Source organism: Delftia sp. K82 (assembly GCF_002193035.1).
Classification (GTDB): Bacteria; Pseudomonadota; Gammaproteobacteria; order Burkholderiales; family Burkholderiaceae_C; genus Comamonas; species Comamonas acidovorans.
Window position 1 is genome coordinate 474,882 of the sequence record NZ_MYFL01000003.1, and the last position, 16,799, is coordinate 491,680.

Sequence of the window (16,799 nt, forward strand, 5' to 3'; positions counted from 1 at the left end):
TCAATGGGAGTGCTCGGCCGTGGCCTTGCCCAGCTCGGCCTTGAGCATGAAACTGCCCTCGGCCACGTAGGATTGGCCGGGTTTCAGGCCTTCCAGCACCTCGGTGGTGTTGCCGTCGGCGCGGCCCACGCGCACCGGCTGGGCGCGAAATCCCCCCTGCACGGGCACGAAGACCACGGTCTGCTGCTCCATCTTCTGCAGTGCCTGCGTGGCCACGGCCAGCGGCGCCTGCCGGGACGATGCCGTCAGCTCCACATTCACGAACAGGCCCGGGCGCCACACGCCGTCGGGGTTGGGCAGGGTGATGCGCGCGGGGGCCGTGCGCGTGTCCTGGCCGATCAGTGCGCCCACATAGGCCACCTCGCCCGTGGCCGAGGAGTCGAAGGCCGTGGCGCGCACCGTGGCCTTCTCGCCCACGCGCACGGCGGGCAGGTCGGGCGCGGCCACGCGCATCTCGGCCCAGACGCTGCGCAGGTCGGAGATGGTGAAGACCTGGGTGGTGTCCTGCACGGCCTCGCCCACGGACAGGTGCTTTTCCACGATCACGCCGTCAAACGGCGCGCGCAGCTCGAAGCGGTTGAGCCCGCCCGCACCACCGCCGGCACCGGCGCCCGTGGCGGCCAGCTTCTGCTGGGCGTTGGAGACGGCGATCTCGGCCTCGCGCAGCGCCTGGCGCGCCTGCAGGTAGTCCTGCTCGGCCGAGACCTTTTCCTCCCACAGCTGCTTTTCACGTGCGTAGGTGGTGCGGGCCAGCTCCAGGCGCTTGCTGGCGGCCAGCAGTTCGCTGCGCTGCTCGGATACGGCGGCGCTGCTGAGCACGGCCAGCAGCTGGCCCTTCTTCACGTTCTGGCCCAGGTTTGCGGGAACGCTCTCGGCAATGCCGGCCACGCGCGGCACGACGTGGGCCGTGCGGTCTTCGTTGAAGCGGATCTCCCCGGGCAGCTGCAGCACGGAACGCACGGTGGCCGGGCCGGCCTCGGCCAGGCGCACGCCGGCCGCCTGCATGCGCTGCGCGTCCATGGCGATCAGGCCTTCTTCGTCGCCATGGCCGGCTTCTGCAGCCGGCTTGGCGGCAGGTTGGGCCGCAGGTTGGGCGGCAGGCTTGGCCTCGGCTTTTTCCGCCTTGGAGTCTTCATGGTGTTCATCGTCGGCATGGCCTTCGTCGTGCTTGTGGCCATCGGCTGCGGCTGCGGCGGCGCCGTGGTGCTCGCCATCGGCATGGCCTGCGGCCTCGCTGTGGCCGTGGCCATGGCTGTCGGCCTTGGCAGCGCCTGGCGTGCCGCTGCGCAGGATCAGCGTGGCGGCCAGCGCGCCCAGGGCCAGGATGACGGCAATGGCCACGAGGGTGCGGCGCGGTCCGAGGGGGGAGGAGGAGGGCTTGGTGTTCATGGTCTGGATGCAATCAGGTTGCTATCGGAATCAGAGGCCGGATTCGGTGCCCAGCAGGCGGTCGATGTCGGCGGCGGCGCGGTGGGTGGCCAGCAGCTGGTCCAGGTACTGGCTGCGCGCCTCGGACCAGGTGCGTTGTGCGTCCAGCACATCGAGGTAGCCGAACTTGCCCAGCGCAAAGCCGCGCGAGGCCAGCTCGTAGGCCGTGCGCGCCGTGGGCAGCACCTCGTCGGCCAGTTGCCGTGCCTGCTCCCGGCTGGACTGCAGCAGCTCGCGCGCCTCGAACAGCTGGGCCTGCAGCTGAACGCGCGTGGCCAGCAATTGCTCCTCGGCCTGGTCGGCCAGGCGCAGGGCCTGCAGCTGGTTGCCCCGGTTGCTGTCGAGCACGGGCAGGGGCACGGAGACGCCGACCACGAGCTGGTTGCGCCCGACCTCGGTGGCGCGCTTGACGCCCAGGCTGACGGTGGGATCGGGCAGGCGCCGCGCACGCTCCAGGTCGGCCGTGGCGCGGCTTTGCTCCAGCGCCTGGCGCGCACGCAGCACGGCGGGCGCCTGTTCGATGCGTTGCTGCAGGGCTGCCAGCTCAGGCAGCTGGGGCAGGGCGTCCACCGCGCCCTCGGCCTGGCCGAAGGGGCGCACTCGCTCGCCCCACAGCGCCTGCAGCTGGCCGCGCGCCACGCGCAGGCCCGAGCGGGCCTTGGCCTGCTCCAGGCGGGCGCCGGATTCGGCCACGCGGGCCCGGGTTTCCTCCAGCGGCGCCACCTTGCCGGCCGCCACGCGGCGGGCTGCGGCCTCGCGCGCGCTGCTGGCGATCTCCAGCGTCTGCCCGGCCAGGACCACGCGCTGCTGCGCAGCCAGCACGCCGAAGAAGGCCGTGCCCACGTCGGCGCGCAGCGCAGCCTCGGCCCCCGCCAGCTCGGCCTGCGCCAGGTCGCGACCGCGCTCGGCCACGCGCATGCGGGCCTCGCGCTTGCCGCCCACTTCCAGGGTCTGGTTCAGCTGCACGGTCAGCGTGCGGGTGCTGCGGCGCGTGTCCTCCTGCGACCAGGCCAGCTCGGGGTTGGGCCGGGCACGGCTTTGCAGCACGGCGCCATCGCTGGCCTCCAGCGCACGGCGGGCCGCACGCAGGCCGGGGTTGCCGTCCAGCGCCAGGGACAGGGCCTGCTGCAGATCCAGCGGCGGGCCGGCCGGTGTGGACTCGGAAACAGCGGCTGCAGATGGCGCAGCCGCATCGGCAGGCTCGCCCGCCTGCACGGCGCCGCAAGCGGTCAGCACGGCCATCACCAGCAGGGCGCGCGGCCCGGGCCAGGCGCTCCATGGGGCGTGGGAAGCCGTCCTCGACGGAAAGGACGAAGGGAAAGACATACACGGACTCCTTGCCCGCGCGCAGGTCAGGCCTGATCGTTCATCAGCCGGTCAGGCCGCTGCGGCGGGCGCGCACGGCCCATGGCCGCTGAGCGCGAGGGGATTTCAGGGGAATGCCGGTCCGGGGCAGAAACAGGGCCATGCCCGGCCGGCGGCTGCAGGGGGCGTCAGCCCTGCCAGCGGGGCCGATCGGGGCGCAGCAGCACGGCCGAGGCATGGCGGCGCAGCGGCTCGGCGAATGGCATGGGGGGAGGCGCCACCGGCGCGGCCTTGGCGTAGTGGGTGGCGACGGCCACCCAGGCATGGCACATGGAGCAATCGACACTGAGCGACGACGGCTGGCCCTGGTCCGCCTTCTTTGCCGGTTGCCCCGGTTCGGCGCCAGCGCCCGGATCTGCGTTGGCATGGCGCTCGGCGCCCATGCCATGCAGGCTCACGCCGTGGACATGGTGGCCGAAGTGCCGGGTCTCATGCCCGTCGTGCCGGCACAGTGCAGCGGCCGCCATCCAGCTCCACTGGAACAGCAGCGCGATCACGAGGACGGCGAGGGCAGCGAGACGGGGCCGGGTCATGGAGGAGGGCATGGGGCAGGTGGGGATTGTCGTGCATGGCGTTTGCCCACAACCACGACTCCCCCAAGCCGGCGAGTCTAGGGCCGTGCGGCGACCTGTGGCTGTCGGGCACATGACAAATTTGTCATCTTGGCAAACCATGCCCTTCCCCGACAATGCTCGGCATGAAAGTCCTGGTCATCGAAGACGAAATCAAGCTGGCCGACTACCTCCGCAAGGGCCTGACCGAGGAGGGGTTCGTGGTCGATGTCGTGCACGACGGCATCGACGGCCTGCACCTGGCCACCGAGCTGGCCTACGACCTCATCGTGCTCGACGGCATGCTGCCCGGCATCGACGGCCTGGCCGTGCTGGCGGCGCTGCGCCAGTCGCGCCAGACACCGGTGCTGATGCTGACGGCGCGTGGCCAGGTGGAGGACCGCGTGCGCGGCCTGCAGGGCGGCGCCGACGACTACCTGGTCAAGCCCTTTGCCTTCTCCGAACTGGTGGCGCGCATGCATGTGCTGCTGCGCCGCAGTGTCGGCACGGCGCATCCGGCGGCCGAGGCCACCATGCTGCGCATGGCCGACCTGGAGCTGGACCTGATCCGCCGACGCGCCACGCGCGCCGGCCAGCGCCTGGACCTCACGGCCAAGGAATTCAACCTGCTGAGCCTGCTGCTGCGCCGCCAGGGCGAGGTGCTGTCGCGCACCGAGCTGGCCTCCCAGGTCTGGGACATGAACTTCGACAGCGAGACCAATGTGGTCGAGGTCGCCGTGCGCCGCCTGCGCCTGAAGCTGGACCAGCCCTTCGAGCAGCCGCTGCTGCACACGGTGCGCGGCATGGGCTATGTGCTGGAGTCGCGCGCACCGTGAGCGCCGCCCCTGCCGCACCTCCCGCCGCCGACATTCCCCACCTGGGCCGGCGCCTGTCGCGCTGGCTGGCGCTGCAGACCATGCTGGGCCTGGGCCTGGTGTGCGCGGCCGTCTACGGGGTGGCATCGATGACGCTGGAGCAGCACCAGCACGAGACGCTGGACCTCAAGCAGCAGGCCGTGCTGCACCTGATGACGGAAAGCCGCAGCGCCCACAACGAGGCCGGTCTGGCCCACATGCTGGACGACTTTCTCACGGGCCTGGACGAGATGTCGCTGCGCATCACCGACCTGCAGGGCCGCGTGATCTACGAGCGCCTGCGCATTCCCAAGACGCCGGGCCGCACGCTGCAGCGCAGCTTCGAGGTGGTGCTGGCCGACAGTGGCCAGCATGCACAGGCCCAGCTCACCCTGGACCGCGCCGACGATGACCGGCAGCTGTCCCTGCTGGCCTGGACGCTGGCGCTGGCCGCCGTGGGCGGCGCACTGCTGGTGTCGTTGACCGGCATCTGGCTGGTGCGCCTGGGCCTGGCGCCGCTGCGCGAACTGACCGAGCAGACGCGCAAGCTGTCCGCCCAGGACCTGCAGCGGCGCCTGGACGACAGCGGACAGCCGCAGGAGTTGCGCCCGCTGATCGCGCAATTCAACGCCCTGCTGGAACGGCTGGCCGTGGCCTACCGGCAGATGGAGGCCTTCAACGCCGACGTGGCCCATGAGCTGAACACGCCGCTGACCACGCTGATCAGCAGCTGCGAGCTGGCCCTGCGCAAGCCGCGCAGCGAGGCCGAGCTGCGCGAGGTGCTGGCCTCCAACCTGGAAGACCTGCGGCGCATGGCCGGCATCGTGGCCGACATGCTGTTTCTCTCGCAGGCCGACCGGGGCCAGGGCGCGCGCCTGGCGCCCTGGGCCAGCCTGGCCGCGCTGGCCCACGAGGTCATCGACTTCCACGAGGCCGCGCTGCAGGAGGCCGACCTGCAGGTCGTCGTCCAGGGCGACGCGGCCGCCGAGGTCGATGCGCGGCTGCTGCGCCGGGCGCTGTCCAACCTGCTGGGCAATGCCACACGCTATGCACAGCGCGGCTCCACCATCACCGTGCAGATAGGCGCTCGGCCCTGTGCCCACCACGGTGGCGCCGGTGATGTGGCGCTGGCGGTGCTCAACCGGGGCCCGACCATAGCCCCCGCCGACCTGCCGCGCCTGTTCGACCGCTTCTACCGCGCCGACGCCGCGCGCAGCCAGGCCGACCGCAACCATGGCCTGGGCCTGGCCATCGTGGCCGCCATCGCGCGCATGCACGGCGGGCGCTGCTTTGCCGAGTCCGAGGGCGGCTTCACGCGCATCGGCCTGGAACTGCCCGACAGCCCGAGCCCGCCGCGCGATTCCCCGGCCTGAACACAGGCACCGGAGCGGCGGCACAATGGCGCCCCATGACGCAAGACGCCCCCTCCTCCTACGCAACGCTGCTGGCCGAAGGCAATGCCCTGGTGGCCCAGGCGCAGCGGGCCGCCACCCAGGATTTCGCCCAGGCCCGGGCGCTGTGGCAGCAGGCCGGCAAGCATTTCTATCTGGCCCACAAGGCCGACCCCGATCAGGCCGAGGGCGCGTTTCGTCTGGCCCAGGCCTGGATGGCCGAAGCCCATGCGCTGCAAAAGGAAGAATCGCCAGACGCCGTGGTGATGTGGCGCAACGCCGCCGCGCAATGCGAGCTGGCGTTCGACCTGGAACCCGAAAACGGCCGCCTGGCCATGACGGCCGCCAGCTGCCACATGTTCGGCGGCCAGCATGACGCGGCCAAGGCCTGGCAGCAGATCGGGCAGCACCTGCTGCCGCCGGCGCCCGAAGGCGACGGCGCCTGAAGCCAGGCTACAGCGCGATCAGCTTGAACACGGCCCGCGCCGTGCACACGACCTGGCCCGCGCTGTCCAGCACATCGCCCTCGCAGAACACGGTGCGCGCGCCTGCGCGCAGCACGCGGGCCTCGATCAGCAGGTCGGTGGTGGCCGAGGCGAGGAAATGCGTGCTCATCTCGATGGTCACCACGCCCAGCCCCAGCGGGTTGGACGAGCGCGCGGCCGCGCTCAGCGTGAAGTCCAGCGCGCTCATCAGCGCGCCGCCATGGCCATGCCCCCGGCTGTTGGCCAGGTGCGGGCGCATGGGCAGCCGCGTGCGCGCCAGGCCGGGCGCCAGGCTCACGGGCTCCAGGCCGATATGGGACATGAAGGGCACGTCGATGCCGAAGTAGCCGCGCGCCAGCGCGGCGGCCTCCAGGTCCGGGGCGGTGGAAATTCCAACGGCGTTCATCCGATCTCCGCAATCGCCTGGCCTTCGGCCACCGGCTCGCCCACGGCCACGAGCATGCGGCGCACGACGCCTGCCACCTCGCTTTCCACGGGAATCTCCATCTTCATGGACTCCACGATGATGAGGGTGTCGCCCAGGGCGACGGTGCCGCCTTCGGCGGCTTCCACAGCGGCCACGAGGCCGGCGATGGGGCTTGTGATCATGTTCGGGGTGGTGGTCATGGGTAGGGCTTTCAAAGGTTGGCCAGCACGCGCTGGGCGATGCCGGTGTCGATGCGCAGGTCCAGGAAATCGGCGTGGCCCAGGATGCGTTCGATGAAGGGGATGTTGGTCTTCACGCCCTCGATGCGGGTCTGCGCCAGTGCCTGGCGCAGCCGTGCGATGGCCTGGGCGCGGTCGCTGCCATGGGCCACGAGCTTGGCGACCATGGGGTCGTAGAAGGGCGTGACGCTGCAGCCCTGGGCATAGCCGGTCTCCACGCGCAGGCCTTCGCCCTGGGGCATCTCGAAGCGGTCCAGGCGCCCCGGCGAGGGCAGGAAGCGCACGGGGTCTTCGGCATAGATGCGCGCCTCGATGGCATGGCCGCTGGCCACGGGCTCGGCGGGCAGCACCTCCCGCATGCGCTCGCCGGCGGCCAGGCGGATCTGGGCCTCGACGATGTCGATGCCCGTGATCTCCTCGGTCACCGCATGCTCGACCTGCAGCCGCGTGTTCATCTCCAGGAAGACAAAGCCGTGCTGCGGCGTGTAGAGCATCTCCACGGTGCCGATCACGTCATAGCCCGTGCGCGCCAGCAGGCCGGCCAGCAGTTGCCGCATGTCGGCCAGGGCCTGCGCGGGAATGCCTGCGGGGCGGGCCTCTTCCACCACCTTCTGGTGGCGGCGCTGCACCGAGCAGTCGCGCTCGAACAGCACGCGCACCTCGCCATGGCGGTCGGCCAGCACCTGGAACTCGATGTGGCGCGGCGCCTCGATCAGCTTTTCCAGGTACAGCTCGGCCGTGCCGAAGTACTTGGCGGCAATGCCGCTGGCCTTGGACCAGGCGCCCTCCAGCTGCGGTGCATCGTGCGCGGGCAGCATGCCGATGCCGCCGCCCCCGCCTGCGGGTTTGACCAGCACGGGAAAGCCGATGCGCGCCGCCTCCGCCTGCGCCTCCTGCACGCTGTGCAGCACGGCCGAGCTGGCCGCCTGCGGCATGCCCTGGGCGGCCATGAAGGCCCGCGCCTGGGTCTTGTGGCCCAGCGTGCGTATCCAGTGCGGCGAGGGGCCGATGAAGCACAGGCCCTGGCGCTGCACGGCCTCGGCGAACTCCGCGTTCTCGGAGAGAAAGCCGTAGCCCGGGTGCACGGCATCGGCCCCCGTCTCGCGCGCCACCTGCAGCAGCCGCGCCTGGTCCAGATAGCTTTGCGCGGCGGGCGCAGGGCCTATGCACACGGCCTGGTCGGCCGCGCGCACATAGGGCAGGCCGGCATCGGCCTCGGAGTACACGGCCACGGATTCAAGGCCCATGCGCCGCAGCGTGCGGATCACGCGCGCGGCCACGGCGCCCCGGTTGGCGACCAGCACGCGGCGGATGGGGTGCGGGGCGCCGCTCATGCCGCCTCCGAGGAGACCGCTGGCGCGGCGGCCACGGCCACCACCGCATCGACGATGACCGGCGCCTGCGCGCCGCGCGCCACGAGCACGGGATTGGCATCGACCGACTGCACGCGCCCGCCCTGGGCCATCATCCAGTCGCCCAGCCGCACCATCATGGCGGCCACGGCGTCCAGCTCAACGGCCGGCATGCCGCGCACGGCCGCAAAGACCGGGGCGATGGACAGGCGCGCAAGGGCATCCAGCGCCTGCTGCGCACTGAAGGGGGCCACGAGGAATTGCACGTCCCTGAGCGCCTCTACCAGCACGCCGCCCTGGCCGACCATGACCACCACGCCGAATTCGGCATCGACATGGGCACCCAGCGCCAGCTCGAAGTCGGCCTTGTGCTGGGCTCCCAGCAGCAGGCCGCCATCGGCCACGCCCAGGCGGGCCAGCGTGGCCGAGAAATCACCGAAGGCCGCCAGCGCCTGGCCGGCTTCGCGGATGTTGAGCCGCACCAGGCCATGCTCGGACTTGTGCGAGAGATCGGCGGACACGCCCTTGGCCACCAGGGGCCGTGGCAGGGACTCGATGGCGGCGCGCACCTCGTCCTCGCTACTGCAGACCAGATGGCGCATCACCGGCAGGCCGGCGCGGGCGAGTTCGGACAGGCTGGAGGGCTCGTCAAGCGTGAGGGAGCGGGAGGCCGCCACCGGCACCGATGCCTCGGCAGACGGCGCCTGTGCCTGCCTGCCACCGGCCTGCTCGGCCAGCAGCGCCAGGCCGCGCATGGCGGCGCGTTCGCTCCAGAAGGTGGGCACGCCCTGGTCCTGGAAGGCCTGGGCCACCCAGTCCTGGTTGACGCTGACCGCAATGGGCACGCCGGTGTCGCGCGCAAAGCGGCTGGCCTGGCCCGCGAAGTCGGCAAAGTCATAGCCCTCGCCGCCGATCGGGAAGCCCACGTGAACGAGGTCCGCCGCACCGCTGCCCGACAAGGCCCGCAGCGTGTCGCCAAAGGTCTGCGGCCTGCCCAGCAGGGCCGTGGTCATGTCGATGGGGTTGCGCGCCGTGACATAGGACGGCAGGGCCTGGGACAGGCCGTCCAGCGTGGCGGCATCGAACGGCTCCAGGGCCAGGCCGTATTCCTCGGCCGCGTCGGCCGACAGCACGCAGGTGGCGCCCGAATTGCTGATGCTGACCACGCGACGACCGCGCGGCGCGGGCTGGGACAGGAACAGCGGCGCGTAGTCGATCAGCTCGCGGAAGTCGGCCAGGCGCGGTATGCCGTGCTGGCGCAGGAAGGCATCGGCCAGCGCGTCCTCGGCCGCCAGCGCGCCCGTGTGCGAGCTGGCCGTGGCCTGGCCTGCGCGCGTGCGGCCGGCCTTCACGGCCAGGATGGTGATGCCGCGCGCATGCGCCAGGCGCGCGGCCTCGGCCAGCCAGGCGCTTTGCCTGAGCGTCTCGATGTAGAGCACGACCAGGCGGATGCCTTCGTCCTCGACCACGGCGCGCACGGCCTCGGCTGCGCAGATATCGGCCTCGTTGCCCGTGGACAGCATGTAGCGCACGCCGATGCCCGCGCGGCGCAGTCCGCCGTAGAGAATGGCCGCGCCCGCACCGCTCTGGCTGACGATGGCCACGGGGCCGTCGGCCGGCGCGTTCTCGTTGATCATGGTCGAGAAGTTGAGGATGGCGCCCGTGGCGAAGTTGGCCACGCCCTGGCAATTGGGGCCGAACAGGCGCAGCCCGCCGCCTGGCGCCCGGCGCGCCCGCGTCACCAGGTCGGCCTGCTGCCGGCGACCCTCCTCGCCCAGCTCCGCAAAGCCGGACGAATAGATCACGGCCAGGCGCGCGCCCACGGCCACGCAGTCGTCGATGGCGGCGGCCACGTCCTCGCCGGGCAGGCTGATGACCACGGCGTCGGGCGCCTCGGGCAGCGCGCGCAGCGAGGGGTAGGCGGCCAGGCCCTGGACCTCGGCGCGCTTGGGATTGACGGGCAGGATGCGGCCTGCGAAACCATGGCGCCGCAGGTAGTCGATGGGCCGGCCACCGGCCTTGATGGGGTTGTCGGAGGCGCCAAGGATGGCGACGGAGCGGGGGTTTAGTGCTTGCAACAGTGACATGCGTACCTCATCAATCCAGGGAAAGTGCTTCGCGCTGGATCACTTGCCCCCAGTCGGCCACTTCCTTGGCGATGCGCTGGCCGAACGGCGCGGGCGGCATCATCACGGGCTCGCCCTGGCTGCTGAGCACGGCGCGGATGCGTGCGTCCTGCAGCACGCCCCTGGAGGCCTCGTAGAGCCGGTTGACGATGGCCGGCGGCGTGCCCGCGGGCGCCAGCAGGCCGGCCCAGAAGGTGACGTCGAAATCGGCATAGCCGGCCTCGGCCATGGTGGGCACCTCGGGCAACTGCTGCATGCGCCGGGGCGCGGTGACGGCCAGCGCCACGAGCTTGCCGCTGGCGATGTGGGGCAGCGCGCTCCAGGTGTCGAACTGCGTGTCCAGCTCGCCGCTGAGCACGGCCATCTGCGCCTGCGATGCGCTCTTGTAGGGCACATGCGTGGTCTTCACGCCCGTGCGGTTGCTCCAGGCCGCATAGGCCAGGTGGGCGATGTTGCCGGGGCCGGCAGAGCCGTAGCTGAGCTTGTCGGGATGGCCCTTGGCGAAGGCGATCACATCCTTGGCCGAGCGGATCTGGTGCTTCTGCGCCCACTCGGGGTTGACGGTGAGAATGAAGGGCGCATCCAGCACCATGGTGATGGGCGCGAAGTCCTTGGCGCGGTAGGTGATCTTCTTGTAGATCTGGGGGTTGATGGTGATGCTGCTGGAGTTGGTGACCAGCAGGGTGTAGCCGTCGGGCGCGGCGCGCGCCACCTCGCCCACGCCGATGGCGCCGTTGGCGCCGGGCTTGTTCTCCACCACCACGGGCTGGCCCAGCGACTTGCTCAGCGGCTCGGACAGCGCGCGTGCAATGGTGTCGGTGAACGAGCCTGCAGGAAAGCCGACCACGATGCGCACGGGGCGCGTGGGCCACTTGTCCTCCTGGGGGGCCTGGGCCTGGGCCGCCGTCGCGGCGCAGATGGTCAGGCACGGCGCCAGGCACAGGGCCAGGGCGGTGCGGCGCGAGGGCGCGCGCGGTTGTCTGGTTGCCATTGCTTTGTCTCCTTGGGTTTTTTATGCGTTCAGGGCCGCAGGCCGAACTGCGGCGCTCCGGCCTCGCGCAGCGGCGCGGCCAGTTCCACGAATTCGCTGAGCAGGGCGCGCGTGTCGCGCGGATCGATCACCTCGTCGATGCCGAAGGCCTCGGCCGTGCGGAAGGGCGAGGTCAGGCTGCGCACGCGCTGCTCGATCTCGGCGCGCTTTTGCACGGGGTCGTCGGCGCCTTCGATCTCGGCCTTGTAGGCCACCTCCAGCCCGCCCTCGATGGGCAGCGAGCCCCAGTTGGCCGAGGGCCAGGCATAGCGGAAGTTGAAGCGGCCCATGTGCTGGTGGCCGGCCGCCGCCACGCCGTAGGCGCGGCGGATGAGGATGCTGCACCAGGGCACGGTGGCCTGGTAGACGGCGGCCAGGGCGCGCACGCCGTAGCGCATGACGCCGGCCTTCTCGGCCTCCACGCCGATCTGGAAGCCCGCGATGTCCACCAGGTTGACCACGGGCAGGTGGAAGGTCTGGGCCATGTCCACGAAGCGCGTGAACTTCTCGGCCGAGGGGCCGTCCCAGCCGCCGCCGTAGAAGTACGGGTCGCTGGCCACCACGGCCACGGGCCAGCCGTCGATGCGTGCCAGCCCCGTGACGATGGCCCGGCCCCAGTGGCGGCCCGTCTCCAGGAAGGAACCCTCATCGACCAGGCATTCGACGATGGGCCGGATCTTGTAGACCTTGCGGCCATCACGCGGAATGGCCGACAGCAGCCATTCGTCGCGCCGCCGCGGATCGTCCTGTGGCGCGGTGCGCGCAGGCAGATCGTACACCGACGATGGCAGGTAGGACAGGAAGCGGCGCACGCGCTCGAAGGCCTCCTGCTCGGTGGCCACCTCGTCATCGACCACGCCGTTGCGCGTGTGCACCTGGCTGCCGCCCAGCTCGTTCTTGGTCACGTTCTGGCCGATGCGCGCCACCACGGGCGGGCCGGCATTGAACAGCTGGGCGGTCTCCTTGACCATCACCGAGTAATGGCTGGAGGCCACGCGCGCCGCGCCCATGCCGGCCACCGAGCCCAGGGCCAGCGAGACCACGGGCACGGTGGACAGGTTCTGCACCACCTGGCTCCAGACCTTCATGGTGGGCACGCTGGTGTAGCCCTTGGTCTCGATATTGCGCACCGAGCCGCCGCCGCCCGTGCCGTCCACCAGGCGCACCATGGGCAGGCGCAGGTCGTGCGCCATCTTCTCGGCAAAGATCAGCTTGTCGCCCACGGCGCCGTCGTTGGCGCCGCCGCGCACCGTGAAATCGTCGCCCACCACGACCACGGGCCGCCCGCCCACGCGCGCCCGCCCCATGATGAGGTTGGAGGGCGTGAAGTCCGTCAGCCGGCCCAGGCCGTCGTACTGGCCCGAGCCGGTGAGCGAGCCCACCTCCACGAAGGACTGCGCGTCCGTGCAGGCATCGATGCGCTCGCGCACCGTGAGCTTGCCCGCGGCCTTGTGCCGCGCCACCTTGTCCTCTCCGCCCAGTTTGGCCGCCAGTGCGCGGCGGTATGCGATCTCGTCCACTTCGGGTTGCCAGCTCATGTCGTCGTGTCTCCTTGTGCCAGCACAGATGCACAAGGCGTGCCAGAACGCAGTGCGTTGAATTCAAAGGATTTTTTCCACAGTTCACCTTCACGTGTCCACATCAAGGACAACCTCGAAGACACGGGTTGGGCACTGTCTTTAATGGAGACACCACGGGGACAGACCCGTGGCCTGCGCGCCGCTAGAGTGCGTTCACCCCAGCCACTGCCCGCCATGCCCATGCCCAGCTCCCCCGACCACCGATTCGGCGTTCTCGTCTGGCGGCGCGACTCGCCCGAGCCCGTGGCGCGACTGGGCCTGGCGCAGGAGCCGCTGCTGCATGCAGCCGTCACCGAGGCCCTGGCCCGCGCGCATGGCGACGGGAACAACCCCATCGGCCATGGCCAGCTGCTGCACGTGGAAACACCGGGCCCGCGCGGCACGGTGGCCCGCCATGTGGCCGTGGTGCTGGCCGATGCCGAGGGCGAGGTCGCCCTGCTGCGCCCGGCCGACGAGGCGGCGGCGCTGTTCGACATGGTGGCCAGCGTGCCCTTCGCCTTCGCCATCCTCAACATGTTCCTGACCAACCCGTACCAGGCGATCACGGTGGCCGACCATGAAGGGCTGATGCGCTACATCAGCCCCGTGCACGAGAAGTTCTTCGGCCTGGCGCCCGGCACGGCCGCAGGCCGGCGCGCCGAGGACGTGATCCCCAACTCGCGCCTGCCCCACGTGGTGCGCAGCGGCCGGGCCGAGATCGGCGACCTGCAGCAGCTGGGGCCGGGCGTGAGCCGCATCGTCAACCGCATGCCGGTCTACGAGGGCGGCGCCGTGGTGGGTGCCGTGGGCCAGGTCAGCTTCAGCGGCGTGGAGGCGCTCAACCGCATGCAGCAGCGGCTGAACCAGCTGCATGACGAGGTGCAGCACTACAAGCGCGAACTGAGCCAGTTGCGCGGCGGCACGCCCACGGCGCAGATGGTGGGCGCCAGTGCCCCCATGCAAAGGCTGGCCCGCGAGATCGACGCCGTGGCGCGGCTCGATGTGCCCGTGCTCATCCTGGGCGAGAGCGGCAGCGGCAAGGAGCTGGTGGCCCAGGCCCTGCATGCGCGCGGGCGCGATGCCGACGCGCCCCTGGTCAGCCTCAACCTCGCGGCCCTGCCGGCCACGCTGATCGAGTCCGAGCTGTTCGGCTACGAGGCCGGCGCCTTCACGGGCGGGCGCCGGCAGGGCCAGCCCGGCAAGCTGGAGCAGGCCGAGGGCGGCACGCTCTTCCTCGACGAAGTGGCCGACATTCCCATGGAGATCCAGGTCAAGCTGCTGCGCGTGCTGGAGGACCGCCAGGTGCAGCGCCTGGGCGCGCACAGCGGCCGGCAGGTGAACTTCCGCATCGTGGCCGCCACGCACCGCGACCTGCGCGGCCTCATCGACAGCGGGCGCTTCCGGCTGGACCTGTTCTACCGCCTCAGCGGCGTGGTGCTGCATGTGCCCGCCCTGCGCCAGCGCCTGGAGGACATCCCGGCCCTGGTGCAGCGCTTTGCCCAGTCGTTCTGCGAGCGCAACGGCATTGCGCTGCCCCGCATCGCGCCCGGTGTCATGCCCTACCTGGCCCGCCAGGCCTGGCCCGGCAATGTGCGCCAGCTGCGCCAGCGCGTGGAAGAGGCCCTGGTGTTCTGCGACGGCCACCTGCTGGGTGTGGACAACTTCGCGCGCCACGAGGACCCGCTGGCCGGCGCACGACCTTCGCCCGTTGCCGAGGCAGACATGCCCACCACCGGCGCCGTGGCCCCGCTCAAGGACCAGGAGCGCAACGCCATCCTCGACGCCATCGCACGCTGCGGCGGCAACAAGAAGCTGGCCGCGCAGGAGCTGGGCATCTCGCGCTCCTACCTCTACAAGGTGCTGGGCGCGGCATCGCCCGGCTGAGCCTGTCGGGCCGAGGGCAGGGAATTCGAGACAGTGGCTGGCCGCACCGTTGCCATACTAGGCACCCCGTACCCCCTGCCGCCCCTGCCGCACCCGGCGCCCCGAATGCAAGACACCCGAGACGCGCTCGAACAGCGCCAGATCCCCATCTACTTCGCCGCCGTGGCCCTGGCCGCGGCCGCCGCCTGGGCGCTGCCCGGCACGGGCGTGCTGGAGCGCGCCATCAACCCCGCGCTGGCACTGATGCTCTATGTGACCTTCTTGCAGGTGCCCGTGGCCGAGCTGCGGCGCGCCTTTGGCCAGGTGCGCTTCCTGGCCGCGCTGATGACGGCCAACTTCATCGTGGTGCCGATGCTGGTCTGGGCGCTGCTGCAGTTCCTGCCCGCCGACCCCCTGCTGCGCCTGGGCGCGCTGCTGGTGCTGCTGGCGCCCTGCATCGACTACGTGGTCACCTTCTCCCACCTGGGACGCGCCGATGCGCGCCTGCTGCTGGCGGCCACGCCGGCCCTGCTGATCGCGCAGATGCTGGCCCTGCCCGGCTACCTGGGCCTGTTCCTGGGAGACGATGCGGCGCGGCTGGTGCAGGCGGGGCCTTTCCTGCATGCGTTCGTGTGGCTGATCGCCGTGCCGCTGGCCTTGGCCGTTGCCACCCAGTGGTGGGCGGCCTGCAGCCGGCGCGGCGCCAGCGCCTCGGCATGGCTGGGCCTGCTGCCCGTGCCGGCCACCGCCCTGGTGCTGTTCGTGGTGATCGCCTCCGTGCTGCCCCAGCTGGGCCCGGCCACGCACGCGGCCTGGAGCGTGGTGCCCGTCTACGCGGCCTTCGCGGTGGCGGCGCCCGCGCTGGGCTGGCTGGTGGCGCGCGCCTTCCGACTGCCTGCGCCCGCAGGCCGTGCGGTCGCGTTCAGCGCGGGCACGCGCAATTCGCTGGTCGTGCTGCCGCTGGCCCTGGCCGTGCCTGACGCCATTCCCGTGCTGCCGGCCGTCATCGTCACGCAGACGCTGGTGGAGCTGCTGGCCGAGCTGGCCTATGTGCGCGTGATTGCGCTGTGGGGCCGGGACCGGGAGCCGGCCCTGGCCAGCGGTCAACGCGATGACGCCGCGCCATAGGCCTGGCGCAGCTGCGCCATGTTGTCCAGCAGCGCCGTCGGCCCGGCGCTGCCCATCAGGTACCAGCCCTTGGGATCGAGGAAGACGACCTGCCCCTTGCGGCCGGCCGCCGTGGCGTGGATCCGCGCGTTGTCGAACACCTTGCGCGAAGCCATGATCTCGCCGCCGCCTGCCGCTTGGCCCGTGGCCGTGTTGCGGTCGATGACGTAGATCCACTCGGGGTCCAGCCGCGCCACATCATCGAAGCCGTAGGCGGTGCCGCGGGCTGGCAGTTGCGCAGCCGATAGCGCCGAGCGCGCGCCGAACACATCGAACAGAAAGCCGAAACGCGATCCCGGCGCCTGCGGCAGGAGCTTGTCGTTCACGGCCATGAGCAGCAGGCCCGGCGCGGCCTGCGAGGCCTGGGCACGCAGGCCCTGCAGCTCGGCGTGGATGCGCTGCACCAGCGCACGGCCCTGCGCCTGGCGGCCGAACAGCAGCGCCAGCGTGGCGATGTTGCGTTCGATATCGGCCAGCATGTCCTTGCCGCTGACGCTCAGGTCCAGCGTGGGCGCGATGCGTCCCAGCACCTCGGCCTTGCCGGCCGAGCGCCCGCCCACGATGATCAGGTCGGGCGCCAGCCGGCTCAGCGCCTCGTAGTCGGGCTCGAACAGCCCGCCCGCCGCAGGCCGCTGCGCGAAGCTGTCCAGATACCGGGGCAACTGCGCCCGGGGCACGCCTGCGACCGCCGACGCGGGCACGCCCAGCGCATGCAGTGCATCCAGCGCCCCCAGGTCATAAACCACCGCGCGCCGGGGTGCGCCGGGCAGGCTGGTCATTCCCCCGGCATGCCGCACGGACAGCGGGGCCGCCACCGCAGTCCCCAGGAACAAGGCCGGCAAGGCCAGCGCCGCCGCGCGGCGCGTGATATCGAAGGTCATGGCAAAGAATCCCAGGAAAAAATGAATGGAGTTCCGGCCTCCGGAGGCGGGTGCCGCGCCGGGAAGCGGCGCGGCCCGATC

The 16,799-nt window shown here is 71.3% G+C and carries 15 protein-coding genes; 5 read left to right on the plus strand and 10 right to left on the minus strand.

The annotated features are described in order from the left end of the window. The 3 genes from KDK82_RS19060 to KDK82_RS19070 form a co-directional block, all read right to left on the minus strand. Complete coding sequence (locus tag KDK82_RS19060; protein ID WP_088165906.1) at window positions 1-1,389, minus strand: efflux RND transporter periplasmic adaptor subunit; 1,389 nt, start codon at window positions 1,387-1,389, stop codon at window positions 1-3. A 30-nt stretch (window positions 1,390-1,419) separates the two neighbouring features. Then, on the minus strand, window positions 1,420-2,754 hold the full coding sequence (locus tag KDK82_RS19065) for a TolC family protein (RefSeq protein ID WP_088165907.1): 1,335 nt from the start codon (window positions 2,752-2,754) through the stop codon (window positions 1,420-1,422). A 167-nt stretch (window positions 2,755-2,921) separates the two neighbouring features. Then, the gene (locus KDK82_RS19070) at window positions 2,922-3,326 is read right to left on the minus strand and encodes a hypothetical protein (RefSeq protein WP_063328026.1); all 405 of its coding nucleotides are present in this window, start codon (window positions 3,324-3,326) and stop codon (window positions 2,922-2,924) included. Window positions 3,327-3,490: 164 nt separating this feature from the next. Between KDK82_RS19070 and KDK82_RS19075 the strand changes: the two genes are divergently transcribed. The 3 genes from KDK82_RS19075 to KDK82_RS19085 are packed head-to-tail and all read left to right on the plus strand — an operon-like array spanning window position 3,491 to window position 6,035. Beyond that, the gene (locus KDK82_RS19075; RefSeq protein WP_179217941.1) at window positions 3,491-4,180 is read left to right on the plus strand and encodes a heavy metal response regulator transcription factor; all 690 of its coding nucleotides are present in this window, start codon (window positions 3,491-3,493) and stop codon (window positions 4,178-4,180) included. Beyond that, a complete protein-coding gene (locus tag KDK82_RS19080; protein WP_012203023.1) occupies window positions 4,177-5,571 on the plus strand; it encodes a heavy metal sensor histidine kinase in 1,395 nt (464 codons plus the stop codon). Before KDK82_RS19075 ends, KDK82_RS19080 begins: the two co-directional genes overlap by 4 nt. Window positions 5,572-5,606: 35 nt before the next feature. Next, entirely contained in the window at window positions 5,607-6,035 is a 429-nt protein-coding gene (locus KDK82_RS19085; RefSeq protein ID WP_016446659.1) for a hypothetical protein, read from the plus strand. 7 nt (window positions 6,036-6,042) lie between these two features. Here KDK82_RS19085 and KDK82_RS19090 read toward each other — a convergent pair whose 3' ends face one another. The 6 genes from KDK82_RS19090 to KDK82_RS19115 are packed head-to-tail and all read right to left on the minus strand — an operon-like array spanning window position 6,043 to window position 12,786. Beyond that, a complete protein-coding gene (locus tag KDK82_RS19090; protein ID WP_088165909.1) occupies window positions 6,043-6,480 on the minus strand; it encodes a PaaI family thioesterase in 438 nt (145 codons plus the stop codon). Further along, window positions 6,477-6,701, minus strand: a complete 225-nt coding sequence (locus KDK82_RS19095; RefSeq protein WP_012203026.1) for an acetyl-CoA carboxylase biotin carboxyl carrier protein subunit — start codon at window positions 6,699-6,701, stop codon at window positions 6,477-6,479. The genes KDK82_RS19090 and KDK82_RS19095 overlap by 4 nt, the downstream gene beginning before the upstream one ends. A gap of 11 nt (window positions 6,702-6,712) precedes the next feature. Next, window positions 6,713-8,074, minus strand: a complete 1,362-nt coding sequence (locus tag KDK82_RS19100; protein WP_088165910.1) for an acetyl/propionyl/methylcrotonyl-CoA carboxylase subunit alpha — start codon at window positions 8,072-8,074, stop codon at window positions 6,713-6,715. Beyond that, window positions 8,071-10,179, minus strand: a complete 2,109-nt coding sequence (locus tag KDK82_RS19105) for an acetate--CoA ligase family protein (RefSeq protein ID WP_088165911.1) — start codon at window positions 10,177-10,179, stop codon at window positions 8,071-8,073. The genes KDK82_RS19100 and KDK82_RS19105 overlap by 4 nt, the downstream gene beginning before the upstream one ends. Window positions 10,180-10,189: 10 nt before the next feature. After that, the gene (locus KDK82_RS19110) at window positions 10,190-11,209 is read right to left on the minus strand and encodes a tripartite tricarboxylate transporter substrate binding protein (RefSeq protein ID WP_016451976.1); all 1,020 of its coding nucleotides are present in this window, start codon (window positions 11,207-11,209) and stop codon (window positions 10,190-10,192) included. A 29-nt stretch (window positions 11,210-11,238) separates the two neighbouring features. Further along, window positions 11,239-12,786, minus strand: coding sequence for an acyl-CoA carboxylase subunit beta (locus KDK82_RS19115; protein ID WP_088165912.1), 1,548 nt, complete (start codon window positions 12,784-12,786; stop codon window positions 11,239-11,241). A 222-nt stretch (window positions 12,787-13,008) separates the two neighbouring features. Here KDK82_RS19115 and KDK82_RS19120 point away from each other — a divergent pair, with 222 nt between their 5' ends. Both KDK82_RS19120 and KDK82_RS19125 read left to right on the plus strand, forming a co-directional pair. Next, window positions 13,009-14,691 carry a sigma-54-dependent Fis family transcriptional regulator gene (locus KDK82_RS19120; RefSeq protein ID WP_088166340.1) on the plus strand — a complete coding sequence of 561 codons (1,683 nt, stop codon included), beginning with the start codon at window positions 13,009-13,011 and terminating at the stop codon, window positions 14,689-14,691. 105 nt (window positions 14,692-14,796) lie between these two features. Next, on the plus strand, window positions 14,797-15,798 hold the full coding sequence (locus KDK82_RS19125) for an arsenic resistance protein (RefSeq protein ID WP_088165913.1): 1,002 nt from the start codon (window positions 14,797-14,799) through the stop codon (window positions 15,796-15,798). Here KDK82_RS19125 and KDK82_RS19130 read toward each other — a convergent pair. Then, window positions 15,774-16,718 carry a siderophore ABC transporter substrate-binding protein gene (locus KDK82_RS19130; protein ID WP_088165914.1) on the minus strand — a complete coding sequence of 315 codons (945 nt, stop codon included), beginning with the start codon at window positions 16,716-16,718 and terminating at the stop codon, window positions 15,774-15,776. The two genes, KDK82_RS19125 and KDK82_RS19130, sit on opposite strands and share 25 nt — an antisense overlap. Window positions 16,719-16,799 lie beyond the last annotated feature (81 nt).

Bases quoted from the DNA above. Each gene is read 5' to 3' on its own strand.
- KDK82_RS19110 (WP_016451976.1), bottom strand. From the start codon at position 11,209: ATGGCAACCAGACAACCGCGCGCGCCCTCGCGCCGCACCGCCCTGGCC.
- KDK82_RS19070 (WP_063328026.1), bottom strand. From the start codon at position 3,326: ATGACCCGGCCCCGTCTCGCTGCCCTCGCCGTCCTCGTGATCGCGCTG.
- KDK82_RS19130 (WP_088165914.1), bottom strand. From the start codon at position 16,718: ATGACCTTCGATATCACGCGCCGCGCGGCGGCGCTGGCCTTGCCGGCC.
- KDK82_RS19090 (WP_088165909.1), bottom strand. From the start codon at position 6,480: ATGAACGCCGTTGGAATTTCCACCGCCCCGGACCTGGAGGCCGCCGCG.
- KDK82_RS19060 (WP_088165906.1), bottom strand. From the start codon at position 1,389: ATGAACACCAAGCCCTCCTCCTCCCCCCTCGGACCGCGCCGCACCCTC.
- KDK82_RS19075 (WP_179217941.1), top strand. From the start codon at position 3,491: ATGAAAGTCCTGGTCATCGAAGACGAAATCAAGCTGGCCGACTACCTC.
- KDK82_RS19085 (WP_016446659.1), top strand. From the start codon at position 5,607: ATGACGCAAGACGCCCCCTCCTCCTACGCAACGCTGCTGGCCGAAGGC.
- KDK82_RS19065 (WP_088165907.1), bottom strand. From the start codon at position 2,754: ATGTCTTTCCCTTCGTCCTTTCCGTCGAGGACGGCTTCCCACGCCCCA.
- KDK82_RS19100 (WP_088165910.1), bottom strand. From the start codon at position 8,074: ATGAGCGGCGCCCCGCACCCCATCCGCCGCGTGCTGGTCGCCAACCGG.
- KDK82_RS19115 (WP_088165912.1), bottom strand. From the start codon at position 12,786: ATGAGCTGGCAACCCGAAGTGGACGAGATCGCATACCGCCGCGCACTG.
- KDK82_RS19105 (WP_088165911.1), bottom strand. From the start codon at position 10,179: ATGTCACTGTTGCAAGCACTAAACCCCCGCTCCGTCGCCATCCTTGGC.
- KDK82_RS19125 (WP_088165913.1), top strand. From the start codon at position 14,797: ATGCAAGACACCCGAGACGCGCTCGAACAGCGCCAGATCCCCATCTAC.
- KDK82_RS19095 (WP_012203026.1), bottom strand. From the start codon at position 6,701: ATGACCACCACCCCGAACATGATCACAAGCCCCATCGCCGGCCTCGTG.
- KDK82_RS19120 (WP_088166340.1), top strand. From the start codon at position 13,009: ATGCCCAGCTCCCCCGACCACCGATTCGGCGTTCTCGTCTGGCGGCGC.